19 protein-coding genes and 1 pseudogene are annotated in these 20,155 nt (G+C 71.6%); 8 read left to right on the top strand and 12 right to left on the bottom strand.

What is annotated here, in order from left to right:
• Positions 1–31 precede the first annotated feature (31 nt).
• Positions 32–1,117 (bottom strand): WD40/YVTN/BNR-like repeat-containing protein, encoded by a 1,086-nt coding sequence (locus OG254_RS06280; protein ID WP_405578095.1) that lies wholly within the window; start codon positions 1,115–1,117, stop codon positions 32–34.
• 273 nt (positions 1,118–1,390) lie between these two features.
• Between OG254_RS06280 and OG254_RS06275 the strand changes: the two genes are divergently transcribed.
• Entirely contained in the window at positions 1,391–1,978 is a 588-nt protein-coding gene (locus tag OG254_RS06275) for a hypothetical protein (RefSeq protein WP_405578092.1), read from the top strand.
• Between the two features lie 162 nt (positions 1,979–2,140).
• On the opposite strand, the gene OG254_RS06270 is transcribed toward OG254_RS06275, so the two are convergent.
• Entirely contained in the window at positions 2,141–3,814 is a 1,674-nt protein-coding gene (locus OG254_RS06270; protein WP_405578089.1) for a DNA alkylation response protein, read from the bottom strand.
• A 75-nt stretch (positions 3,815–3,889) separates the two neighbouring features.
• Here OG254_RS06270 and OG254_RS06265 point away from each other — a divergent pair, with 75 nt between their 5' ends.
• Positions 3,890–4,672, top strand: coding sequence for a PaaX family transcriptional regulator C-terminal domain-containing protein (locus tag OG254_RS06265; RefSeq protein ID WP_405578086.1), 783 nt, complete (start codon positions 3,890–3,892; stop codon positions 4,670–4,672).
• 132 nt (positions 4,673–4,804) lie between these two features.
• On the opposite strand, the gene OG254_RS06260 is transcribed toward OG254_RS06265, so the two are convergent.
• Together OG254_RS06260 and OG254_RS06255 are read right to left on the bottom strand one after the other, a co-directional pair.
• Positions 4,805–5,587, bottom strand: coding sequence for a pectate lyase (locus OG254_RS06260; protein ID WP_405578083.1), 783 nt, complete (start codon positions 5,585–5,587; stop codon positions 4,805–4,807).
• A 31-nt stretch (positions 5,588–5,618) separates the two neighbouring features.
• A complete protein-coding gene (locus tag OG254_RS06255) occupies positions 5,619–6,599 on the bottom strand; it encodes a polysaccharide lyase family 1 protein (protein ID WP_405578081.1) in 981 nt (326 codons plus the stop codon).
• 368 nt (positions 6,600–6,967) lie between these two features.
• Between OG254_RS06255 and OG254_RS06250 the strand changes: the two are divergent.
• Positions 6,968–7,363: pseudogene (locus OG254_RS06250) on the top strand (esterase); the annotation flags it as partial.
• 102 nt (positions 7,364–7,465) lie between these two features.
• On the opposite strand, the gene OG254_RS06245 reads toward OG254_RS06250, so the two are convergent.
• Positions 7,466–8,545 (bottom strand): NADH:flavin oxidoreductase/NADH oxidase, encoded by a 1,080-nt coding sequence (locus tag OG254_RS06245; RefSeq protein WP_405578079.1) that lies wholly within the window; start codon positions 8,543–8,545, stop codon positions 7,466–7,468.
• Between the two features lie 150 nt (positions 8,546–8,695).
• Between OG254_RS06245 and OG254_RS06240 the strand changes: the two genes are divergently transcribed.
• Positions 8,696–9,049: an ArsR/SmtB family transcription factor gene (locus tag OG254_RS06240; RefSeq protein WP_405578077.1), complete on the top strand. Its 354-nt coding sequence runs from the start codon at positions 8,696–8,698 to the stop codon at positions 9,047–9,049.
• Here the strand turns inward: OG254_RS06240 and OG254_RS06235 are convergent.
• Positions 8,969–10,357 (bottom strand): nucleobase:cation symporter-2 family protein, encoded by a 1,389-nt coding sequence (locus OG254_RS06235; protein ID WP_405578075.1) that lies wholly within the window; start codon positions 10,355–10,357, stop codon positions 8,969–8,971. The genes OG254_RS06240 and OG254_RS06235 overlap by 81 nt on opposite strands.
• Before the next feature lie 91 nt (positions 10,358–10,448).
• Positions 10,449–11,792, bottom strand: coding sequence for an FAD-dependent oxidoreductase (locus OG254_RS06230; protein WP_405578073.1), 1,344 nt, complete (start codon positions 11,790–11,792; stop codon positions 10,449–10,451).
• A gap of 198 nt (positions 11,793–11,990) precedes the next feature.
• Between OG254_RS06230 and OG254_RS06225 the strand changes: the two genes are divergently transcribed.
• Complete coding sequence (locus OG254_RS06225) at positions 11,991–12,485, top strand: DUF6214 family protein (protein ID WP_405578071.1); 495 nt, start codon at positions 11,991–11,993, stop codon at positions 12,483–12,485.
• Positions 12,486–12,517: 32 nt separating this feature from the next.
• Here the strand turns inward: OG254_RS06225 and OG254_RS06220 are convergent, their stop codons facing one another.
• Entirely contained in the window at positions 12,518–13,141 is a 624-nt protein-coding gene (locus OG254_RS06220; protein WP_405578069.1) for a DUF305 domain-containing protein, read from the bottom strand.
• 183 nt (positions 13,142–13,324) lie between these two features.
• Here OG254_RS06220 and OG254_RS06215 point away from each other — a divergent pair, with 183 nt between their 5' ends.
• Entirely contained in the window at positions 13,325–14,821 is a 1,497-nt protein-coding gene (locus tag OG254_RS06215) for an LVIVD repeat-containing protein (RefSeq protein WP_405578067.1), read from the top strand.
• A 5-nt stretch (positions 14,822–14,826) separates the two neighbouring features.
• On the opposite strand, the gene OG254_RS06210 is transcribed toward OG254_RS06215, so the two are convergent.
• From OG254_RS06210 to OG254_RS06195, 4 genes are all read right to left on the bottom strand, one after another.
• On the bottom strand, positions 14,827–15,549 hold the full coding sequence (locus OG254_RS06210) for a TetR/AcrR family transcriptional regulator (protein ID WP_405578065.1): 723 nt from the start codon (positions 15,547–15,549) through the stop codon (positions 14,827–14,829).
• A gap of 158 nt (positions 15,550–15,707) precedes the next feature.
• Positions 15,708–16,463, bottom strand: coding sequence for an HAD family hydrolase (locus OG254_RS06205; protein WP_405578063.1), 756 nt, complete (start codon positions 16,461–16,463; stop codon positions 15,708–15,710).
• A 46-nt stretch (positions 16,464–16,509) separates the two neighbouring features.
• A complete protein-coding gene (locus tag OG254_RS06200) occupies positions 16,510–17,247 on the bottom strand; it encodes a phosphatase PAP2 family protein (RefSeq protein WP_405578060.1) in 738 nt (245 codons plus the stop codon).
• 249 nt (positions 17,248–17,496) lie between these two features.
• Positions 17,497–18,039: a DUF5134 domain-containing protein gene (locus tag OG254_RS06195; RefSeq protein ID WP_405578057.1), complete on the bottom strand. Its 543-nt coding sequence runs from the start codon at positions 18,037–18,039 to the stop codon at positions 17,497–17,499.
• A gap of 154 nt (positions 18,040–18,193) precedes the next feature.
• On the opposite strand from OG254_RS06195, the gene OG254_RS06190 reads away from it, so the two are divergent.
• Positions 18,194–19,609 (top strand): FUSC family protein, encoded by a 1,416-nt coding sequence (locus OG254_RS06190; RefSeq protein WP_405578054.1) that lies wholly within the window; start codon positions 18,194–18,196, stop codon positions 19,607–19,609.
• Complete coding sequence (locus tag OG254_RS06185; protein ID WP_351200832.1) at positions 19,606–20,142, top strand: MarR family transcriptional regulator; 537 nt, start codon at positions 19,606–19,608, stop codon at positions 20,140–20,142. The genes OG254_RS06190 and OG254_RS06185 overlap by 4 nt, the downstream gene beginning before the upstream one ends.
• The last annotated feature ends 13 nt before the right edge of the window (positions 20,143–20,155 follow it).

Below are 20,155 nucleotides of genomic sequence, written 5' to 3'. Positions count from 1 at the left end.
TGGCCAAGGCCCGCCCCTAAGCCCTGATGGCTCATGCGACCACCGCGGCCCTGACGCACAGCACGTCCGGCAGGTGCGACGCCAACTGCTGCCAGCTGTCGCCGTCGTCGGCCGACCCGAACACCTCGCCGTTGCGATTGCCGAAGTACACGCCCGCCGGGTCCGCGTCGTCCGTGCACATCGCGTCGCGCAGCACCGTGCCGTAGTGGTCCCCCGCAGGCAGCCCCGTCGACAGTGGCTCCCAGCTCTTGCCCGCGTCCGCCGTACGGAAGACGCGACAGCGGCGGTCGGCCGGGACGCGGTCGGAGTCGGCGTTGATCGGGAAGACATACGCCGTCTCGCCACGGTGCGGGTGGGCGGCCGCCGCGAAGCCGAACGTGGACGGCAGGCCCTCGCCGATGTCGGTCCAGTGCGCGCCCGCGTCGTCGCTGCGGTACACGCCCCAGTGGTTCTGGAGATACAGCCGGTCGGCGTCGGCCGAGTCCTGCGCGATCTTGTGCACGCACTGGCCGAACTCCGGGTTCGGATCCGGCAGGAACACCGCGGAGACACCCGAGTTGGACGGCGCCCAGCTAGCGCCCCCGTCGGCCGTCCTGAACACTCCGGCGGTCGAGACGGCGACCGTCACGGCCTTCGGGTCGCGCTTGTCGGTGATCACCGTGTGCAGGCCCTCACCGCCGCCGCCCGGCACCCACTTGGACCGGGTCGGGTGCTCCCACAGCGGGCGGACGAGGTCGAAGGTCTCGCCGCGGTCCGCCGAGCGGTACAGCGCAGCCGGTTCCGTGCCCGCGTACACCACGTCCGGCTCCGCGGCCGCCGGGTGCAGCTGCCACACCCGCTCCAGGGAGGCTTCCGTGTCCTTGGGGAACTTGACGGCCGGCTGGGCCGGTTCGGTCCAGGTGCGGCCCAGGTCGTCGGAGTGGAACACCGACGGGCCCCAGTGCGCGCTGTCGCCGCCGGCCAGCAGCCGCGGGCGCTCGCCCCGGGTGTCGATGGCGACCGAGTACACGGCCTGGGCGTTGAAGTAGGGACTCTCGTCGAACTCCCAGGTGCCACCTCGCCTGCGCCCGATGAACAGGCCCTTACGGGTCCCCACGGCGAGCAATACCTCGGTCATGCCGATCACCTCCGCGACGCCTTTGTCTCAGACACCGGCCAGTCTGCACCCCGGCACTGACAGTCACCTCTGCAAACGAAGACTTCGCAGGTCAGGGCGGCGATGATAGCTCGCCGCCACGCGCCGCGGGCCCCTTTCACGAAGACGCCGTCCGGGCCGCGTGACCCGTGCCACCGTCGACTCCCGCAGGTGCCGTGAGCATCCGCCCGCCGTCTCCCGTATGGGAGGGAGGTCGGTACGGATGCTCGTGCGCTCATGAGGAGGAAGCCTTCGATGGCGTTCCGTGGTCCGCAGGTGTGGCTGTGGCGTTGGCGGCGCAATCCGCTCAAGCGCCGGGCCGACGCGGTGGAGGCCTGGGTGCTGCTCGCCGCCTGGGTGCTCACCGTCCTCGCCGGAGTGCTCGCGGGTCTGACGACGGCCCGTACGGTGGAGCAGGGCATGGCCAGGGAGCGCGTCGAATGGCGGCCCGTGGTGGCCCTGCTGACCGAACAGGCGCCGGGCACGGCCGAGTCGCGCTCCAGTACGTCCAGCAGCGACCAGGTCTGGGCGAAGGTGCGCTGGAGCGCCCGGGACGGTTCTTCGCACACCGGCCAGGCCCGGGTCCACCCCGGCAGCGGTGTCGGCACACCGGTCACCGTCTGGACCGATCCCCAGGGCCGCCTGGTGACCAGGCCCGCCACGCCCTCCGAGGCGCGCACCCGGGCCACCCTGGTCGGCGGCATCGCGGGCGTCTGCGCCGCGTGCGTCCCCTTCGTCGCGGGCCGGGCTCTCCGCAGCCGCCTGGAGAGCCGCCGCATCGACCAATGGGGCCATGAATGGGCGCGGTTCGGTCCGTTGTGGGGTGGGCGGACCAGGGGGTGATGGCTGAGCACGGGTTTCCTCGCCCCGCCGCCCCTACCCGGCCCATCCTCTGGGGCTCCGCCCCAGACCCCGCTCCTCAAACGCCGGAGGGGCTGGATTTTCAGCCCGTCCGGGGGTCCCCCTGCTCGAAGAGCTTGCCCGGCAGCGCCCGCCCCGGGGATCTCACCCCTGACCCGGCAGCGCCCGCTCCAGAATCCCGTCCACGTCGGCCGTGTCGGGCAGCGTTCCGAACGCGTGCCCCCATTCGCCGGCGAGCCGGGTCGCGCAGAACGCGTCGGCGACCGCCGCGGGGGCGTGCCGGACCAGCAGGGAGGCCTGGAGGGTCAGGGCCATCTGCTCGACCAGGCGGCGGGCACCCGCCTCGGAGCCCGTGGCCAGCATGTCCTTCAGACGGACGACGGCCGCGTCCAGCCGGGCGTCCGCCCCGCGCGCCGTGGCCAGTTCGGCGAAGAGGGCCTCGGCGGTGCCCTGCTCCTTGCCCAACGCCCGCAGGACGTCGAGGGCGTTGACGTTCCCCGAGCCCTCCCAGATCGACAGCAGGGGAGCCTCGCGGTAGTGGCGGGGCATGCCCGAATCCTCGACGTAGCCGTTGCCGCCCAGGCACTCCAGGGCCTCCGCCGTGAAGGCCGGGCCCCGCTTGGTGACCCAGTACTTGCCGACGGCCGTCGCGATCCGGCGGAACGCCGTCTCGGTCCCGTCCGTGTCGGCCCCGCGCACCACCCGGTCTGCCGCGCCGGCCAGCCGTAGCGTGAGGGTCGTCGCCGCCTCGGACTCCAGGGCCAGGTCGGCGAGGACGTTGCGCATCAGGGGCTGGTCGATCAGCCGGGCGCCGAAGGCGCTGCGGTGGCGGACATGGTGCCCCGCCTCGACGAGCGTCTTGCGCATCAGCACCGCCGACGACATCACGCAGTCGAGGCGGGTGCAGTTGACCATCTCGATGATCGTCTTCACACCGCGTCCCTCGAGCCCGACCAGCCAGGCGACGGTCCCGTCGAACTCCGGCTCGGAGGAGGCGTTGGAGCGGTTGCCCAGCTTGTCCTTCAGACGCTGGATGCGGAAGGTGTTGCGGCTGCCGTCGGGCAGGACGCGCGGTACGAGGAAGCAGGACAGTCCGCCGGGAGCCTGGGCCAGCACCAGGAAGACGTCGCACATGGGCGCCGACGTGAACCACTTGTGCCCGCGCAGCGTGTACACGCCGGGCTCGGCGGTCGGCCAGGCCCTGGTCGTGTTCGTACGGACATCCGACCCGCCCTGCTTCTCGGTCATCCCCATGCCCGCGAGCAGACCCCGCTTCTCGGTCGGCACGCGCAGCCCGGGGTCGTACTCCCGGCTGGTCAGCAGGGGTTCGTAGACCTTCGCGAGCTCGGGCTGCCGGCGCAGCACGGGAACCGCCGCGTACGTCATCGACGTCGGACAGCCGTGCCCGGCCTCGGTGTGCCCCCACACCAGTCCGCCCGCGGTCCGGGCGACATGCGCGCCGGGCCGCTCGTCCGCCCAGGGCGCCGCAGCGAGGCCCTCGCCGACGGCGACCCGCATCAGGTGATGCCAGCTCGGATGGAACTCGACCTCGTCGACGCGATGGCCGTACCGGTCGTGCGTACGCAACTCCGGCTCGTGCCGGTTGGCCAGCTCACCCCACTCCTGCGCCTCCGCGCTCCCGGCCCGCAGGCCGAGCCGCCGGATGTCCTCCTCGGCCCATCCGGCACCCTCCCGGCGCAGCCCTTCGATCAGGGCCGTGTCCTCCGACGCGTCGTACGGCGTCAGGGGAGGGGGCTGGTTGGTGACGTCGTGCGTGGCGTACTGCCCGGACTGCTCCTGCGCGGCTATCGAGACCATGCCGCCAGTGTTGCACCATAGCTACGGTTGCAACAATCCTGTAATACGCAGAGTTTCCACGTAAGGTACCTGGCCATGCCGAACAACGCGTCACCGCAGGCCGACGAGGTGGAGCTGCGCCCGCTGTCCGCCCGGTCGGTCGTGCTCAGCCTGCTGCTGGGACTGCATCCGCCCGAGCTGCCGGTGAAGGACCTGGTGAACAGCGTGGAGCCGTTCGGGATCGCGGGGTCCACCCTGCGGGCCGCGCTCAGCCGGATGGTGGCGGCCGGCGATCTGCGCCGCGCGGACACGGTGTACGGCCTCAGCGACCGGCTGCTGGCACGCCAGCGACGTCAGGACGACGCCGTCCACCCCGGGACCCGGCAGTGGGCCGGCGACTGGGAGATGGTCGTGGTCACGGCCACGGGTCGGGGCGCCGCCGAACGTGCGGAACTGCGCACCGAGCTGACCCGCCTGCGGCTCGCCGAACTGCGCGAGGGCGTCTGGCTGCGACCGGCCAACCTGCTCCGCCCCCTGCCGGCCGGCCTCGACCAGGTGGCCCAGCACTACACGGCCCGCCCCGACCGCCCCGCACAGGAGCTCACCGTGAGCCTGTGGCCGCTGGACGCCTGGGCCGGCACGGGGCACGCCCTGCTCGCCCATGTCGCCCGTGCGCGACGGCCGTCCGACCGCTTCACCGCCTTCGCGGCCGTCGTGCGGCACCTGCTCGCCGACCCGGTGCTGCCCCCCGAACTCCTGCCCGCCGACTGGCCGGGCACGCGACTGCGCGCCGCGTACGACGACTACCGGCGGGAGTTGGCGCAGGACGTACGCGCGCGTGAGGCGAGGGAGCCGGTCGAGGGGCCCACGCGCGCGTGACGGACGGGAAGCCGCGGCCGGTACGCGCACGTGCCGTGCCCGCCCGGAGTAACGCGACGGCCGCCCGAAGCGCCGTGCGGGGATGCTTCGGACGGCCGCCTTCACCGTGGGGGGACTACCTGCCGATCGGGGCTACCTGTAGGTGATGTCCGAGGTGGAGTACAGGCAGTTCGTGCTGTCCGGCCCCGTCCCGACAGCCGTGTTGTTGTTGTATTTCTGGCACGGGACGACCTTGCGGCTCGCGTCGTTGAGGATCGTGATGCCGCGCAGCGTCGCCACGTCGCCCCGGTTGACGTTGATGCCGACGAGACGGGCCGTGGACCCCGTGCCGGTCACCTCGATGTTGCTGAGGTTGACCTTGCGCGTGTACTGCGTGGAGCAGTCGCCGCACGAGCGGTACAGCGTCTTGAACTCGCTGACCGCGAAGTTGGAGATGTTCAGCGTGCCGGGCCCGTTGTGCTGGAAGACCTTGTCGGCCGCCTTCTTCGCGCCGCCGCCGGTCACGGTGTAGGTGGAGCCGCCGCGGAAGGTGGCGGCGTCCTCGCCGACGTCCTCCCACCACACGTTCTGCAGGGTGCAGTTGCCCTCGCAGTGGATGCCGTCGGCGCCGGGCGCGCCGATGATGACGTTCTTCAGGGTCGCGCCGGCCGCGAGCTCGAAGATCGGGTCCTGGCCCTCCTCCTGCCCGTCGCCGGCCAGGTCGCCGCTGCCGTAGTAGCGGACCATGCCGCCGTCGCGGACGCCGGACACCTGGATGGTCGAGCTCACGGGCTGGCTGCCGGCGGCCGTCGGCCAGGTGGCGGCGCTCGCCGGCGGTGCCCCGAGTGTCGTGATCATGACAGACGAGATTCCGAGTGCGGCCAGACCGCCGGTCAGCGCGCGCCGGCGGGCGCGGGGCTTTGCTGGTGAAGTCATGTCCCGATGCCTTCTTCCGGTGGTGGGGTGGTCAGATCTTTCCGGCGCCCGCGCCGCCCGTCACCGAGGCGACGACGCTGGACGCGGACTCCGCGGTGTAGCTGTAGGGCGGCGTGGTGAAGGTGCCGGCCTGGGAGATCTCGGTCGCGGCCCCGCCGAGATCGTTGCCGCGCAGATTGGCGTAACCGTCCACGTCGCTGCTGCGGTTCGTGGTGACGGCGATCTTGGTGTCGCGGAAGACGTTGTTCTCCACGAGCATCTGGGCGCCCATGCGCGAGTGGCAGGCGGTGTCGGCGCCGGTCACGTAGTTGTTGTAGAAGTGCCCGGTGCCGAAGCGCAGGCTGGGGATGCGCGAGTAGACGTTGCTGAACAGGTTGTGGTGGTACGTCACCTTCAGATGCCCGGTGTCCTCGCTCGCGTTGTTGTCGCTGTGTCCGACGAGCGAGCCCTTGAAGTGGTCCTTGAAGGTGTTCCAGGACACCGTGACGTCGTCCGAGCCGTGATTGATGTCCAGCAGACCGTCGTAGTAGTCCTTGTCGTGATCGCGGTCGGCCGAGAAGGAGTTGTGGTCGATCCACACCTTCGTCGACGCCTGGACCGTGATGCCGTCGGACGGTGCCACCGGCTTGCTGATGTTCAGGTTGCGCACGACGACGTTGGTGACGTTCTTCAGCCGGAGTCCGCCGCCGGTGATCCCGGACGACGAACCCACGCCCAGCACCGTCGTGTTGGAGCCGACGTCGACCTGACCGCTCAGCGGGATCAGGCCGTTGACCCGGACCACCTTGGCCGAGCCGCCCGTCACCGCCGCCTTGAAGGCGTCCACGGTGGAGACGGTGACCGCCGAGGAGCTGCCGCCGCCGGTCGTCCCCGCACCGAATCCGACCGGCGTGGTCTCGGCCGCCCCGGCGGGCTGCGGCAGGGCGAGGGCGGCCGCGGTGGCGAGGGCGGCCACGGCTGCCGTCACCAGTGCGGTTCTTTGCGGGCGTGCACGTGGGGGGAGAGTTCGCATGCGGGTGCGTCCCTTCGGGAGGAGCGACTCGATCATGTACATGAACGATGTGCGTCATGGAGAACGCCGCGCGCGGGCAGGGTGGCCATGTGGGGGTGCTGCCGAGCGGCTCGGTCACACTGCTGAACGGAACGTATGGGGTAAGCGCTTTCTGGTCAACGCTTTGCGCGGAAGAATTCAGTCAGTCCTGGTGGGGAGCAAGGGCTCTCTGGATGCCGGTGTGGGAGCGCTTCCGTGATGGGTGTGTCGATGCCCTCGCATGCTCGTCGCCGCCCCCTCGGCCGCCGCCCGCACCGAGGCTGCCGACGTCGTCCCCAGCGTGACGCTGACCCAGGACACCGACTTCGGCGCCAACCCCGGCAACCTGCGGATGTACCTCTACGTCCCGGACCGCCTGCGCCCAGGGCGCGGTCACCCGCACCGCGCAGCAGTGGGGCGACATCGCCCGCGCCGCCCACCCCGGCTACCTGGGCCCCCGGCCCCGCATGCAGCTGTGGCACGGCACCGAGGGCGACGTCCTGCGCTACCCCAACTTCGGAGAGATGATCAAGCAGTGGACGAATGTCCAGGGGGTGAGCCGGACCCCGGCCGCCACGGACACACCCCAGTCCGGCTGGACCCGCACCCGCTACGGCGGCACCGGCGACCGTGCCCCTCAACCCCAGCCGGGCGCCTGCAAGGTGACCGCCACCACCAACGCCTCCTGCGGCGCGAGGCTCGCGCCGGGTGCCTTCACGCTCAATGGAACGTTCTGCACGGCTGGTTGATCGAGCCGCCCGGCATCCGGTGACCAGGGGTGACCCGACTCGTCGCGAACGATCAGCGGCCGTACGACGAGTCAGGTCCCCCCACCTGCGAGTCGGCGATCAGACGGACCGGTGGTACTGGTCCGGCACATGCGCGTCCCCGCCCAGCTCCCGAGCAGCGTGCCGGGCCCACGAGGGGTTGCGCAGGAGTTCGCGGCCGAGGAGGACGGCGTCCGCCTCGCTGTTCGCGACGATCTTCTCGGCCTGTTCGGCGTCGGTGATCAGGCCCACGGCGGCGACCGGCAGCGAGGTCTCCGCCTTCACGCGCGCCGCGAACGGCACCTGGTAGCCGGGGCCGACCGGGATGCGGGCGCCGGAGGCGTTGCCGCCGGTCGAGACGTCCAGCAGGTCGATGCCGTGGGCCTTCAGATCGGCGGCGAAGCGGACGGTGTCGTCGGCGGTCCAGCCGCCCTCCTCCAGCCAGTCCGTCGCCGAGATGCGGAAGAACAGCGGCTTGTCGTCCGGCCACACCGCGCGCACGGCGTCCACGACCTGGAGGGCGAAACGGGTGCGGTTCTCGTACGAGCCGCCGTACTCGTCGGTGCGGTGGTTGGAGTGCGGGGAGAGGAACTCGTTGATCAGATAGCCGTGGGCGCCGTGGATCTCGGCGATCTCGAACCCGGCGGCGAGGGCGCGGCGCGCGGCGTCCGCGAACTGGCCCACGACCTCCTGGATCTCGGCGACCGTCAGCTCGGTCGGCACCGGGTGCCCGTCGGCGAACGGGATCGCGCTCGGCGCCACCGGCTGCCAGCCGTAGGAGTCCGGCCAGACCGGCGCACCGCCGTTCCAGGGCTGGTCGGTCGACGCCTTGCGGCCGGCGTGAGCCAGCTGGATCGCCGGCACGGTGCCCTGCGACACCAGGAAGCGCGTGATCCGGCGGAACGCCTCGACCTGGGTGTCGTTCCAGATGCCCAGGTCCCACGGGGAGATCCGGCCCTCGGGGCTGACGCCGGTGGCCTCGACGATGATCAGCCCCGTGCCGCCGGCCGCGCGGGCCGCGTAGTGCGCGAAGTGCCAGTCGTTGGGGGCGCCTATGTCGGGGCCCTGCGGTGCGGCCGAGTACTGGCACATCGGGGGCATCCACACCCGGTTCGGGATCGTCAGATCGCGCAGGGCGTAGGGCTGGAAGAGCGCGCTCACGGCGGACTCCATTCGTCGCGGGGACCAGTCGTCGACTCGTACGATAGGCATCGTAGTACGGGAGGTGTCAAACTACGAGAGATCTCGTACAATGGAGGAACCGTCGGCGAGGGTGAGCCGACCCGGGACACCCGACGAAGTGGAGCCGCCGTGACCAGCCCCGCTGTCAGCAGCCGAGACCTCCCGCACCCGGCGCGCGAGGAGATCCGTCTCGAAGGTGTGCTGCACGCGCTGTCCGACCCGCTGCGGCTGCACATCGTGCGAGAGCTCGCCACCGTCGGCGACGAGCTCTCCTGTTCGCACTTCGACCTGCCGGTCACCAAGTCCACCACCACGCACCACTTCCGCGTGCTGCGCGAGAGCGGGGTGATCCGGCAGATCTACCGGGGCACGGCCAAGATGAACGGCGTGCGCAGGGACGACCTAGACGACCTCTTCCCGGGACTCCTGGACGCCCTTCTCGACGCCGCCGCCCGGCAGGCCGTCCGTCTCGGCGGTGCCTGAACCGGCCCTCGCGGGCAGGTGGTTGAAGAGCAGGTTCAGCGCGATCGCCGTGAGGCAGCCGGCGCTGATGCCGCTGTTCATCACCGTCTGGAACCAGTCGGGGAACTTCTCGTAGATCGTCGGCACACCGACCGGCAGCATGCCCATGGCCACCGAGACGGCCACCACCGTCAGGTTGTGGTTGCCCCTGAAGTCCACCCCGGCCAGGGTCCGCAGGCCGCTCGCGGCGACCGTCCCGAACATCACCAGGCCCGCACCGCCCAGCACCGGCGCCGGTATCGCCGCCACCACCGCGCCCAGCTTGGGCAGCAGCCCGAGCAGGACGAGGATGCCGCCCGCAGTCGCCACCACCCAGCGGCTGCGCACACGGGTCATGCCGACCAGGCCCACGTTCTGCGCGTACGCCGTGTACGGGAAGGTGTTGAAGACGCCGCCCAGCACCGTCGACAGGCCGTCGGCGCGCAGGCCGTCCGCCAGGGAGCGCGGCTCGACCTTGCGGTCGGTCATCTCGCCGACCGCGATCAGGTCACCCGTCGTCTCGGTCATCGTCACCAGCGCCACCACCAGCATCGACGCGATCGCCGAGAACTCGAAGGTCGGCGCCCCGAAGTGGAACGGCGTGCTGATCCCGAGCCAGTCGGCCTCGCCGACCCCGCCGAAGTCGGTGAAACCGAACGGCACGGCCACCGCGAGTCCGACCACGATGCCGATCAGTACGGCGATCCGGCTGAGGAACGCGGGTGCGAACCGCTGCACACCGAGCACCACCGCGAGGACGAAGCCGGCCAGCGCGAGGTTCTTCGGCTCCCCGAAGTCCGCCGAACCGGCGCCGCCCGCGGCCCAGTTGCCCGCGACCGGCAGCAGGGACAGGCCGATGATCAGGATCACCGTGCCGGTCACGAGAGGCGGGAAGAAGCGCAGCAGCCTGCCGAAGACCGGGGCCAGCAGCATGATCGCCAGTCCCGCGACGATCACCGAGCCGTAGATCGCGGGGAGCCCGCCGCCCGTCGTGCCGATGAGCACCATCGGGGACACGGCGGCGAACGTGCAGCCCTGCATGATCGGCAGCCGTACGCCGAAGCGCCAGAAGCCGATGCACTGGATCAGCGTCGCGATGCCGCAGACCAGCAGGTCGGCGGTGATCAGATACGCCAGGTCGGCGGGCGGGAGTTTCATCGCGCCGCCGACGATGAGGGGGACGGCCACCGCGCCCGCGTACATCGCGAGGACGTGCTGGAGGCCGAATGCGGCCAACTGGCGTTTGGGCGGAACCTCGTCGACCGGGTGCACGGGTGCGGTTTCGTTCATGTGCGAGACCGTAGGCTCCTTGAACAGAATGTTGATTTCGAGGGTGTTGCCGCTTCGTATCCTGCTCCGGGGCCCATTCGTCCCCGCGCCCCTACAGGGCGTCGCCGTGCGCGGCGCTCATCAGGGACCGCCAGTCGGGGAGCTTCACCACACCCCTGCCCAGTGACGCGCCCAGCTCCGCCTCCGCACGTTCGATCGCGCACCAACCCGTCCACCCGACCGGCTCGACCCCCTCGGCACGCAGCGCTGTCAGCGGATCCTCGGGCAGTTCTCGTCGTACGAGCGCGGAGGCGTCCTCCAGAAGTGATGTCACCGTCTCCTTCGCACACGGCCGGTTGGTGCCGATGACTCCGGTCGGCCCCCGCTTGATCCACCCGGCGACGTATTCGCCCGGCGCGACGGCACCCTCGCGCAGCACACGCCCGGCGAGATGCGGCACCGTGCCGGTCGCCGTGTCGAAGGGGAGCCCCTCCAGCGGGACTCCGCGGTAGCCCACCGAACGCAGCACCAACTGGGCCTCGATGTCCTCGTAGTGGCCGGTCCCCGTCACCCCGCCCTGCCCGTCGGGCGCCGTCCGCTCGAAGCGCACCGCGCCCACGCGTCCCGCGTCGGCGAGGAGTTCGACGGGGCGCAGGAAGAAGCGCAGGCCGATGCGGTGGTGGGCCTCCCGCGGCGGGGCCTCGGTCCAGCCGCGCAGCACCTCCACGTTGCGGCGCTGCGGCGCGGGCAGCCCGGAGGGGTCGGCGTAGGCCGGATCCAGCGCCAACTCCTGTGGATCCACGACCACTTCCGTGTCCGGCAGGGTGCTCAGCTCCCGCAGCTCCTTGGTGGTGAAGCGGGCCTGCGACGGGCCGCGTCGGCCCACCATGGCGACGTCGGTGACGCGGCTCGCGGCGAGGGCGGTGAGCGCGCCCTGGGGCATGTCCGTCGGGCTCAGTTCGGCGGTGCCCCGGGCCAGCATCCGGGCGACGTCCACCGCGACGTTCCCGACGCCGATGACCACCGCCGAGCGCGCGCCGGCCACGAAGCCGTCGTCACGGGCGTCCGGGTGGGCGCTGTACCAGGACACGAACTCCGTTGCCGACCAGCTGCCCGGCAGGTCCTCGCCGGGAATCCCGAGGTGCCGGTCGGTGGCGGCGCCGACGCAGTACACCACCGCGTGATACAGCTCGCGCAGCCGTGCGGCCGGCACCGCGCCCGGGCCGATCCGGACGCCGCCGAGGAACCGCACCCGCTCGTGCTCCAGGACCGTGCGCAGGTTGTTCTGGAGGGACTTGATCTTCTCGTGGTCCGGCGCCACCCCGTAGCGCACCAGGCCGTACGGGCACGGCAACCGGTCCAGGACGTCGACGACCACGTCCGGGTCCAGCTGTACGAGGCTCTGGGCGGTGTAGCACCCGCTCGGCCCGGAGCCGACGACGGCGACACGAAGCACGGCGGAACTCCTTGTCCGGGGATCGTCAGGAGTCGCTCTCGACTCCAGCATCGCACCGCGGCCGCTCCGCTGACAGGGTGCAGTGCGCCGTACGGGACGCGTGTTCGTTCGTATGGAATGTGATCATGCGGTTACGTTGCGTGTGTGCTGGAAGCATCCTTTCTTAATCTGTCCGCTCGCCCCGCGACAGACGGCGCCGTGTCGGTGTGGCCCGCGTGGAAAGTGCGGGACGGTGGCGGCGCCACTGTGTGGTTCGGGGTCCGGCTGGAGTTCCGTGACGGCGCCCGGGTCGACGCCCTGGCCGTGCTGTCCAAGGGGAGCGTCTCCATCGAGGACGTACGGGCCGAGCCGGCGCTCTCCCTCGACGACCTGGCGGCGCTGGCCGACTGGATCGAGGCCCCGCTCTCCGAGGCGTGCGGGATCGGGACCGGACGGGACGGCGGGGACGTCGAGGACGGCGCGGATGCCGAGGGCGGCGGGGGCGCCGAGGCGGGCCGGGCCCGGTCGGTCTGGCCGCGCGGCATCGAGGGGCAGCGGCTCGTCGCGCAGAAGTACCGCGCGGCGCAGGAGGCGGGCGTCGACCCGGTGCTCGCGGTGATGAGCGCGACGGGGCACAGCCGTCGCAGGTCGCTCCGGCTCATCGGTCAGGCGCGCGACGCGGGCTTCCTGACCCCGCGCCGCGCCCGCCGCTGACCTCGGTCTCGGCAGCGGACCCGCCGAGGCCGTCAGAGCATGTCCCGCATCCGGGTGATCTCGCTCGTCTGCTGAGCGATCACCTCGTCCGCCATCTCCTCGATCCGGATGTTGTTGCCCTGTCCCTTCACGTCCGTGGCCATGGTGATCGCCCCGTCGTGATGGGTGATCATCAAGGTGAGGAAGAGCTGGTCGAACGCCTTCCCCCGCGCCGCGCGCAACTTCTCCAGCTGTGCCTCGGTCGCCATGCCCGGCATCGTCGCGTGCTCGTGGCCGTCGCTGCGCTCGGCCTTGCCGTGAGTCCTGAGCCAGCCCTTCATGGCGGCGATCTCCGGTCCCTGCGCGGCGGCGATCCGCTCGGCGAGCTTGTCGAGTTTCGCCGACTCGGCGCGGTCCGGGGCGAGTTCGGTCATCTCCAGGGCCTGGGTGTGGTGCGCGATCATCATGCGCGCGAAGGAGACGTCCGCCAGGTTGGGGGAGTCGTCCTCGGCGCGCCCGCGTGCGGCCTCCTCGGCGGACAGCATCCGGTTCGACTCGCCGGGCTTGCCCGGCACGATCACCGAAGGCCCGCTCCGCGCGGGCGACTTGGCGTCGGAGTCGTCGGAGTCGTCGCAGCCGGCGAGCGCGAGCACGGCCACGGCGGTCAGCGCGACCACGGCGGCCAGGGTGGTGGATGCCTTCGGTCCGGTCGGTCCGGTCGGTTCGGTCGTGACGCGGGACGCGCGGCGTCCTCGCGTCTTCGTTACATCTTCATTGCCCCCTGTTGATATGTGCATGACCGAGACGATACTCGTGCGTGCGTGAACCGCTCCAGTGCGAACGGCACAAGGGAGGAAACAGTGATCCTGTTCAGCATTCCCCGAACACGACGCAGACGCCTGGGAGTTGCCACCGCCGCTGCCGGGCTCCTGGCCGCACTGCTCACGGCGCAGCCTGCTGCCGCGACCCCCGATCCGGGGGACGGCCCCGTCGCGGAGCAGGAGGTCTCCGAGAGCACCCGGGCCGAGGTGCGCAGGTCCCTGGCGGACGGCGAGATACCCGGCCAGAACGAGATCGTCCACTCCGACAACATCAAGCACCTGGCCTTCGTCCCCAAGGACGCGCTCCAGGGCACCAATTCGGACATCGCCTTCCAGGGCCGCTATGCCTTCGCGGGCAACTACGACGGCTTCCGCATCTTCGACATCAGCGACCCGACCGCGCCGAGGACGGTCGCACAGGTCCTGTGCCCCGGCTCGCAGAACGACATATCCGTCTCCGGTGACCTGCTGTTCCTGTCCACCGACTCCTCGCGCAGCGACAGCAGTTGCAACAGCACCACCCAGCCCGTGACCGAGAAGTCCTCGTGGGAGGGCATGAAGGTCTTCGACATCAGCGACAAGACGAACCCGAAGTACGTCGCCGCCGTCGAGACCGCCTGCGGCTCGCACACCCACACGCTGGTGCCCGAGCGCCGCAACGTCTACGTCTACGTCTCCTCGTACTCGCCGGACGCCACCTACCCGGACTGCCGGCCGCCGCACGACGGCATCTCCGTGATCAAGGTGCCGCGCCAGGCGCCCGAGAAGGCGGCGGTGGTGAACTTCCCGGTGCTCTTCCCCGGTGAGGGCCCGGACGGCGGCGGCAACCCCGGCCCGCCCGGCGGCGTCCGCAAGACCACCGGCTGCCACGACATCACGGTGCTGCCCTCGAAGGACCTGGCCGCCGGCGCCTGCATGGGCGACGGCATCCTGCTGTCCATCGAGGACCCGGAGCATCCGAAGGTCATCGACCAGGTCCGGGACGACGTGAACTTCGCGTTCTGGCATTCGGCGACCTTCAACCAGAAGGCGAACAAGGTCGTCTTCACCGACGAACTGGGCGGCGGCGGCGCGGCCACCTGCAACGCGCAGATCGGCCCGGACCGCGGCGCCGACGGCATCTACGACATCGTCGGCAAGGGCGACAAGCGCAAGCTGGTCTTCCGCAGCTACTTCAAGATCCCCCGCCACCAGGCCGACACCGAGAACTGCGTCGCCCACAACGGCTCGCTGATCCCGGTCAAGGGCAGGGACATCATGGTCCAGGCCTGGTACCAGGGCGGCGTCTCCGTCTGGGACTTCACCGACTCGGACCGGCCGAAGGAGATCGCCTACTTCGACCGGGGTCCGCTCACCACGGACACCATCAAGTCGGGCGGCTCCTGGTCGGCGTACTACTACAACGGCTACATCTACTCGAACGAGTACGCGAGGGGCTTCGACGTCCTGAAGCTCAACGACCGGCGCACAGCCCCGGCCGGCCGGGTCCACCTGCGCGAACTCAACGTCCAGACACAGCCGGACTACTTCGACTGACCGGACTACTTCGACTGACCGGACGGATCCGGCTGACCGGACCGATCCGACTGACCGTCCGCGCAGTCCGGTGCGGAGCCGGTCGCGAAGAACCGCGACAGATCCGAGTCGCACGTCCCGCCGGGCACGGCCTCCGTGTCCGGCGGGACGCCCTGCTCCCAGTCGAGCCGGTAGCGCTTGAACAACTCGGCCCGCAGCACCGGCACCGGCATCGGCGCCCCGGGCACCAGCGCCGCGTAGACCGCGCCCATGAGCAGGGCGCGCAGCATCGGATAGTCGGTGTCGGCGTCCGCGGAGCCGTGCCGTACGCAGGTGTCCCGCAGCAGTTCCGCCAGCCGCCGCTGCTCAGGGCACTGCACGAAGCCCTCCGCCTGGAGGATCCCGGCCATGTGCTGGCGCATCAGCACGGGCCGGTCCCGGGCCAGGCCCAGGATCGCGTCGATGGCCCGGGCCATCCGCTCCCGGCCGTCCTCGGTACGCGGTTCGCGCTCCAGCGCCTCCTCCAGCGTGCCGTGCATCAGCCGGTGCACGGCGGACTGCACCAGCTGGCGCTTGCCGGGGAAGTAGTACGACACCAGTCCGCGCGCCGAGCCCGCCCGGTCCGCGATGTCACCGAGCGTGGTGGCCTCGAAGCCCCGCTCGCCCACCAGCTCGACCGCCGCCTGCAAAAGCCGCTCCCGGGAACGCCGCCGCAACTCTTCATTGACCGAGGCGCTGCGCGGGGACATGCTGTAACTCCTGCGTTGACTGGCTGCCAGCCAACTATACTCAGGGCTTCCGGCCCGGCCTCGATACGGCCTGGCCGGGGTTGCCGTCTGCCCCGGGCGACACGGGGGATCGTCCGGGGCGGACCCGACCCCCCGGGATGGTCGCCGGAGGCTACTTGTCAGGCCGATTGGTTCGGCCGGTCGCTCCGCTGCGGGCCGATGCCGTTGATCCGCGCTCCGGCGCTCACCAGCTCCAGATCCAGCACCGGCCGCAGCCCGTCGGGGCGCTGGGCCGCCGGCAGATGATCCACGAAGTGCACCGCACAGCCCAGGGCCGCCGCACCGCCGTCGGCCCGGCGGTCGTCGCCGACCATGACGACATCACGCGGATCGGCGTCGAGCGCCGCGCAGGCCGTCCTGAACAGGCGGGGGTCGGGCTTCTGGACGCCGTGCTCGTACGACAGCACGTAGGTGTCCACGTACGGATCGAGGCCGTGCTCCCGGAACACCGGGCGGATGTCCCAGCCGATGTTGCTGACCACGCCCACACCGATGCCGCGCTCCCGCAGCGTCCCCAGCACCTCTGCGGTGTCCGGATACGGCACCCAGGCGGCCGGTGCCATGTGGCGGTCGTACAGCATGTCGTGCAACCGGTCGTCGGGGAGCGGCACGTGCCGGGAGAGCCCGGTGTAGGCCGCCCGGTGCAGTTCCGCGCTCTTGTCCCGCACTCCCCAGACGCTCGCGACGTCCTCGGGCAGCCAGGAGGGACCGCTCCCGCCCGGCAATGCCCCCATCGCCTCCAACGCCTGCGCCGCCTCGGCCAACTCGGCCTCGGCGAGCTCCACTCGGGCCTCGGCGAGCACTCCGCTCAGCCAGGACTCGGTGGACTCGACACGGAAGAGGGTTCCGGAGAAATCGAACAAAACTGCCGTCATGGGTGGATCCTACGGGGCGGTGTTCCGCCGCGCGGGAAGATCGCCGTCATCGGCGCCGGGGTGTGCTCGCCCCCGTCGGCACGTCTCTCACCTCGGTTGCCGCGCCCTTGTCCCCGCCCTGCCAGTGGTCGTGCACCCGCACCGCCAGCACCACGACCAGCGCGCCCAGCAGCCAGCCGCCGACGACATCCGTGGTCCAGTGGACGCCCAGCCAGATCCGGGTGATCCCGACGCCGGCCACGGAGATCACGGCCAGCGCGACAGCCGTACGCCACAGGGTGCGTTCGGCGCCGTGGCGGTGCAGCAGCCACAGCAGCAGACCGCAGACCACCGTGGCCGTCATGGCGTGGCCGGAGGGGTAGGCGGCGTAGTGGGCGGAGTCGACCGGGTCGGTCCAGACCGGGCGGGGGCGGTCGAGCAGGGCCTTGAGGGACTGCTGGACACATGTGGCGAGCAGACATGTGGTCACCAGCCATATGGCCGTCCAGCGCGCGGCTCTGCGCCACACCAGCCAGAGCGCGACCGCGAAGGTGAGGATCCGCATCGTCCATGGATCCCAGACCCAGTCCGTCAGGATGCGGAACGTGTGCGTGACGCCGGTTTCGTCGACCGCCCAGCGGTGCGTGGTGTCCGCGATGGCGTCGTCCACGGTCATCAGCGGGTACCAGCGCACGGCGACCAGCGCGAGCAGTAGCACCGAGCCCAGCGCCAGTGCGCCGGCCCAGCGGGAGGTGGCGCGCTCGGCCGGTGGGCGGGGCGGGGACTCGACGGACTGGGTGTGCATACTGCGATCCTCGCCGACCGATGGGGCGAGAGGCCAATGCCGGGGGTGGGTTTGCGACGCCCGCCACAGGAGCAGCGGGTTGTGGGCCGGAGCAACATCGACCGGACGGGTACCGGGTACCCGGCGGTGGATCTGGCTATTCGGGCGTGCACGAACGCGGAGTTCGGCCTGCGCCACCGGCGCAGGGCTCGCGCGTGCCCCCCGGCATCAGCGTTCCGACGCCCCACAGCCCGCCGCGCGCCAGCCTTGTCAGAGGGTGAGCAGCATCGCCACCATCGCGATCCCCATCGACAGCCGGCAGGCCCGCGCCAGTTCCGGGCGGTCGCCCCAGCCGACGCCCCCGCCGGCGGTGGCGGCAACCGGAACCAGCCGGACGCCGGAGAGCAGTACGTATCCCGTGAAGTACACGAGCAGCGCGCCCGTCAGGAGCGGGATGCCCGAACCGCCGTGGCTGCCCTGATGGCCGGGCGAGACGGCCATCGTGATCGCCATGTAGACCATGGCCGAGGCTCCCACCAGGTGGTGCAGATGGTGCCCGCCCGCCCGCGCGGACCACAGGGCGTGCAGGGCGGCCGTGCCGAATACGGCCGCGAAGACGGGCCAGGCCCACGACGGCGGTGTGAACACCGCGGCGGGCACCGCCATCGCGGCCATGCCGAACCCCATCAGCGCCTCGCCGCCCGCGGCGCGGCGCTGCTCCTCGACGTGGCTGCGCATCCGCAGCAGGCAGTAGACCCCGGTCGCCGCACACAGCGCGACCAGCAGCCAGCCGGGCGAAGCCGGTCCGTGCACGCGCACCTCCCCGCTCGACGGTCTCGGACAGTCCGTCGATGCCCAGGCCGCGCGGCGCGCACGCGAGCGCAAGGGTGTACACGGGGAGCATTCGACGGAGCGCGGCAGGTCACCCCGTACGTTTTACAAGTAAAACACTTGCTAAGGTGATGGTATGAGCAGTCGCCTCCCGCTCGCCGGAGTGCTGCGCCTCGGCCGGCCCTCCGACATCTGGTTCAAGCCCGCCCTGAGCGCGGTCGCCGCCGTCGCCCCGCCCAACCTCGCCCTCCTCGCGCTGGGCCGCCTGGACCTGGCCATGTACACCATGGCCGGATCCCTTTGCGCGCTCTACGCACACAACCGCCCCTACGCCGCCCGGGCCCGCGCCCTGGCGTGGGTCGTGCTGGGCATGCTCGGCGGTCTCGCCGCCGCCCTGCTCGCCGCCTCCCTCACCCGCAATGCCGTCGTGCTGGTCGCCGTCGGCGCGGTGCTGGCCGCCGTGCAGAAGGTGCTGTGCGACGCGACCCGCATCGGCCCGCCGGGCAACGTCGTCCTCACCTTCATCAGCTCCGCCGCCCTGTTCACCCCACAGACCCTCGACCGGATCCCGGGCCACCTCGCGCCGGCCGCCGCGGCCGGCGCCTGGGCATGGCTCGTCGGCATGGCCCCCGGCCTGCTGCGCCCGCACGGCCCCGAACGCCGGGCCACCGCGCGAGCCTTGAACGCGGCCGCCGCACGCGCCGAGGGGCAGGATTGCGCCGACGCCCATGCCGCCGCCGTCCTCGCCGTGCACGCCGCCCGGCAGGCGCTGCTCTGCGCGGCCGGCACCTCCGACACGCACCGCGCCCTTGAACGCCTCGTAGTCCGCGCCGAGGTCGCCCTCGCCGCACCCGCCGACGCCGACCCCGCGCCGCTGCGCATCTGGGCCCGGCAGGTGCGCGGCAACCGGCCGGTGCCCGAGGTCGCCGACCTCACCGGCATCGACACTGAACTCGCCGCGCAGCCAGGCCCGTTGTGGCGCCGCCTGCGCCCCCTGGCCCCCCTCGCCCTACGCACCGCCCTCGGGTGCGCCCTGGCCGGATACGCCTCCCTGGCCCTCGGCATCGGCCGCCCCTACTGGGCCCTGGTCACCGCCGCGTCCCTCTACCAGGCGAACCTCGCCCTCACCTGGGGCCGCGGCGTCCAGCGCGTCGTCGGCAACCTGCTCGGCGTCCTCCTCTTCGTCGCGCTGGTGCCCCTCGCCCACACCGGTGAGGTCGCGCTGGTCCTGTGCTGCCTCGCCCTCAACTTCGGCGCCGAGGCACTCATGGGCCGCAACTACTGGCTCGGCAGCGTCTGCGTGACGCCGATGGCGCTGTTGATCACCGAGTTCGCCGGGTTCCAGGACCCCGGCCGGCTGGTCACCGAACGGGTCGTGGACACCCTGGTCGGCGCGCTCGTCGGGCTCGCCGCCGCCGTGGCCGTACCGCACCGGGCGCGGGTCGTGCGTGCCGAGCGCGCGGGACCACGTACGCTCGCCGCTACGGGTCGCAGCCGAGAGCCGCGCCCGGACCAGCGCACGGGCGACACGACGGAGGGCGTACGGCCATGACGGCGACGAGCGGCGGGCCGACCGGGACGAGACGGGACACGGTGGCCGCGGTGGTCCGGCAGTGGCAGAGCGTCCACCCCGACCTCGACACCGCGCCGATGGAGATCATCGGCCGGATCAACCGCTGCGCCGCTCTCCTCCAGCAGGCCGAGGACGCCCCGCTGCGCCGCGCGGGCCTCAGCCGTCCCGAGTTCGACCTGCTCGGCGCGCTGCGCCGCACCGGCCACGAGCTGACGCCCAGCGAACTCGCCCGCGAGACGTTCTCCTCGGGCGCCGCCGTCACCAAGCGCCTCAAGCAGCTCACCGAGCGGGGCCTGGTCGAGCGCCGCGGCGACACCCGCGACCGGCGCGTCGCCCACCTCCGCCTCACGGACGCGGGACGGGACCTCGTCGACGGCGTCCTGCCGGAGCAGCTCGCCTACGAGACGTCCGTACTGTCCGAGCTCGCCCCCGACGGGCGCAGCGAACTCGCCTCCCTGCTGGGCGAGTTGCTCGGCCGGCTGGAAGGGCGCCTGGGCGCGCTGCGCGCCTGACCCGGCCTGAGGC

The organism is Streptomyces sp. NBC_01092, assembly GCF_045039535.1.
Taxonomy (GTDB): Bacteria; Actinomycetota; Actinomycetes; order Streptomycetales; family Streptomycetaceae; genus Streptomyces.
This window is presented reverse-complemented; position numbering and strand designations above follow the sequence as displayed.